The 3781-nt window shown below is 35.4% G+C and carries 4 protein-coding genes; 2 read left to right on the forward strand and 2 right to left on the reverse strand.

Going from position 1 to position 3781, the window contains the following annotated elements; translation table 11 throughout:
• On the reverse strand, positions 1-1132 hold a 1132-nt coding region (locus tag V7137_RS01685), incomplete at its 3' end, for an SLC13 family permease (protein WP_335696468.1).
• A 260-nt stretch (positions 1133-1392) separates the two neighbouring features.
• Between V7137_RS01685 and V7137_RS01690 the strand changes: the two genes are divergently transcribed.
• Positions 1393-1863 (forward strand): DUF6155 family protein, encoded by a 471-nt coding sequence (locus tag V7137_RS01690; RefSeq protein ID WP_335696469.1) that lies wholly within the window; start codon positions 1393-1395, stop codon positions 1861-1863.
• A gap of 520 nt (positions 1864-2383) precedes the next feature.
• Here the strand turns inward: V7137_RS01690 and V7137_RS01695 are convergent.
• Positions 2384-3079, reverse strand: coding sequence for an AIM24 family protein (locus V7137_RS01695; protein WP_335696470.1), 696 nt, complete (start codon positions 3077-3079; stop codon positions 2384-2386).
• A 291-nt stretch (positions 3080-3370) separates the two neighbouring features.
• Here V7137_RS01695 and V7137_RS01700 point away from each other — a divergent pair, with 291 nt between their 5' ends.
• Complete coding sequence (locus V7137_RS01700; RefSeq protein WP_335696471.1) at positions 3371-3508, forward strand: hypothetical protein; 138 nt, start codon at positions 3371-3373, stop codon at positions 3506-3508.
• Positions 3509-3781: the final 273 nt, after the last annotated feature.

Below are 3781 nucleotides of genomic sequence, written 5' to 3' on the forward strand. Positions count from 1 at the left end.
TTAAGATAATGTACTGAATCAAGGTTAATATGGCTAAAAGGGAAAAGTTGTAAAGGCTGAATTTAATTAAATATTTTTTACTTTCCTTTGGATTTGCCTGGATAAATAGTTTGTAAGAAATCACACTTGCCAATGATGCAATAATGGTTCCTAGCCCTCCAATATTGACACCCAATAATAAAGGTTTCCAATCCGTTGTGAATTCTGCCAGTAGGATTGAAGCAGGGACGTTACTGATAAATTGGCTTAAAAAAATCGAACTGAAATAGACGGAAATTGGGTCCTTGAGGCTTGTGCTTGCAACGGCTTGTAATGTATTAGAATTGGATATATTTCCGATGAAAATAAAGAAACAGATAAAAGTTAACAGCAACAAATAATCAATCTTAATTAATAATTTTACATTCATAATGATCACCGTCATTAATGTAACCACGAAGGCAACCAGGTAACTGACTACTCCAAAAATGGAAGCAATAATAATGGCTAATACCATTCCCCAGACAGCAGCCTTTTTCCAATCGCTAATCGGCATTTGAGTCAGGACAACTTTCAGTTCTTTTTTATCCATTCTCTTCATTAGAAAATAAAGCGAACCAATCCCAGTAACAGCCATGAATAAAACGGTTGTAAAAAAGGGAAGGGGCTTGATTCCATAATAAGAATAGATGAACAAATTTTGCGGATTACCCATTGGGGTCAAACTACTTCCAATATTGGCAGCAATGGTTTGAAGAATAATCGTCTCCATCATGGGAATTTTAGTCTTTCTACTGACAACCAGGGTCAAAGGTACAAAAGTAAGAAGTGCTACATCGTTTGTAACAAACATGGAGCTAAAAAAACATAACATAATCAGAATAGCTGAAACGGATCTGCTATTATTACATTTATTGATGATGGTAATAGCGAATTTGTCCAGAAATTTAAGTTCTTCCAAAGCCTTTATGGTAAGCATTAGGCTAAATAAACTGATCAGGACTTGAAAATTTATATACTCCAGTTTAGGAGGGTGAATCAAACAGCTTGTCGCTGCTAAAATAAGAGAGACGGTAAAGACCATGTCTTTTTTAAGAAAACCAAATTTCAACTTGAATCTCTTGTTTTCTTGAATTAATACAGATTCTTTCACATTACACCACCGGTAGAAAATAGAATTTAACAAACAATATGATTCTACCATGTTCATTTATGGTTGGGAATAAGAAACGCAATTGTTTATATGCTCTTTTAAACCTTCTAAATAGTCTTGTATAATACCAATGGACTTAAATTTCTATGGGAAATTCAATAAATCAAATAATGGAGGTTTATTATGTAAATCAAGATTAACGATTTAAAAAAACAATTAAAAACATTGAACAAAAAGAATTGATTGAGCTGGTTATAGAGTTGTTCAAGGCAAACAAAGAGGTTCAAAACTATTTATCTAGTAAATTTCTAGGGGATGAAGTAATTGAAGTTCTCTTTCAACATGCTAGGAACAAAATTGAGAATGAATTTTTTCCAGAAAGAGGCTTAGGGAAGCTCCGACTGGCAGAGGCAAAAAAAGAGATAACAGCTTTTAAAAAGGCAACGAATGATGAGAAACGAACAGTCGATCTAATGCTTTTTTATGTGGAATTGGGTGTGAAATTTACCAATTCATATGGTGACATAAATGAAGGGTTTTATTCTAGTATGGTTAAAATGTTTGACCACGTAGCTATGGAATGTGATCGGGATGAAGAGTTATACAAAGCATTTTCTACTAGATTGCGGAAGGTTATAGCCAATGTCGACCTAATTGGCTGGGGGTTCCAGGAAGCTTTAGTGAAGTCCTATTATATGATTGAATGGGTTAATGATGAAGACGGAGATTAATAGTTTTGGCTTTATGTCTAGTAGAAATGAAAAAGGTTGGTATAAATATGGGAAAAGGAAAATAAATCAAAAGTAGGGCGGCAAAAAGAACAAAAAATAGTCGAGTGTTACCATCAACGATAAACTGAAGATTTACTGGAACCATTATATAAAACCTCTCAATTGTGGAAGAATGGTTTATTCTTTTGTATTTTAAATACTGTGGTAAATTCAAAGAGTGTAGTAACTGGGAAATTTATGTGTACCAGTAAATTTCTAGGGGGATAATTTTTAGAAAAGGAAGCGGAAAATGCTTTCACATACCGAACTCAATGACAGTTGGTACAGAGCTATTTTGACCCAAATGGAACTAGAAGGTCATTATCACCGAGGACAAATCAAATTACTACCGAGATCCAATGAAACCTAACCTATAAAAGTAGAATTTAATACATTTAGGAGGTAGATGAAAGGATAGAGCAAAAAAGTTCCAGACACCATCAAATATGGATGGTACCTGGAACTGTTTAATTAAGCCAAACTAACTTTGCTTTGCCTTCATGTAAACCTCTTCGTAGGGCTGGATCACGACAAAGCCTTCACCTTCGAACCTCATTTGAATGGACTCGCCACTTCCTCTTCCAAGAAACGTTTTCAAACTGATATCGGTTTGAAATATAGGCTGAAGATTGCCAGACCAGGCTACTGTTGCGTTTGGATCCGTAATCACAGGATTGCCCGGCGATACCTTTAAGGTGAGTGGTTCATAATGCGCAGTAAAAGCAATCATTCCGGTTCCTTCACAACGAACATTAAATAACCCACCTGCCATCATCCCAGCAATTTTCTTCATTAATTTAATGTCCCATTTAATACTTGGTTCAAATGCAAGTAAATCATTCCCGTTAATGTAGATGGTTTCGTTTTGTAAATTCAGGATAATGATCTTCTTGCCACTATCCGCAAGATATAACTTGCCTTTTCCGTTCGCTTTCATTAACGAGGCGCCTTCTCCTGTAAATGCCTTCTTGAACGCGGTTCCTAGACCGTGTTCTAATATTCCTTCACGGACAAATTTCATTTCCCCATGATAAGCAACCATTGACCCTGCTTTGGCCCAAACTTGACCGTCTAAATTTACCTCCAACAGCCGAGGAGTTTCTAATTCAAAAAAACCCTGCCCTTTATCTTCCTGCTCCGTTTGTTTGATAAATTCTTCAATTGAGTATCTGTTCAATGCTCCCACATCCTTTCCTTTATATACGAGCTCACATCACTTTTGTTTCAAATTTTTGGAAGAGACTGAAATTTTATCCTTTCAAGTCTATCTAAGAGCGCCTCAGAATTCAAAATAAGAGAAAGAAATATACGAAATTGAATAAAAACATTGAAGTGAACTTAATAATAATGATATTCAGGGAGAATGTACTATTATTTCCATTGGAGGGGATCCAAATCTTTCTCCTGATGCAGGAATACTTTTAATTAAGGGTGTTCCTAAGACAAATATCGCAAAGGAGTAATGATAATGGATAAGGACAATCATTATGTTGCAGCTTCACTTTCTCCTAATTTGATAAATGAAATTCAAACATTAGAAGAAAAAATAAGTGAGCAAGCACATAAAAAAGTAGTGGTTATCGCGTACGAAAATGATAAAAATTAGATGGGTAAATATCTTCAGTAAAAAAGGGCACCTATTTCTCTTATGGGAAGGCTGGAGTCATATCTAAGGTCAAAGGCCTTCACAAATTTGAAGGTTTTTCTTTATCGGAGTATCTTAAATTTCAAGGTATTCCACTTATACGGTTGGCCTTAATGAAGGACGAATCATACGGCAGATTTTGTCCTTCATACCGCTGATGAAGGACAAATCTAATGTTCCTGTGTCGACATTTGTCTTTCATACCGCTGATGAAAGACAAATTACATGTTCCAG

This window comes from Neobacillus drentensis, assembly GCF_036962765.1.
In the GTDB taxonomy this organism is placed as follows: Bacteria; Bacillota; Bacilli; order Bacillales; family Cytobacillaceae; genus Neobacillus; species Neobacillus drentensis_C.

Bases quoted from the DNA above. Each gene is read 5' to 3' on its own strand.
- V7137_RS01700 (WP_335696471.1), top strand. From the start codon at position 3,371: ATGGATAAGGACAATCATTATGTTGCAGCTTCACTTTCTCCTAATTTG.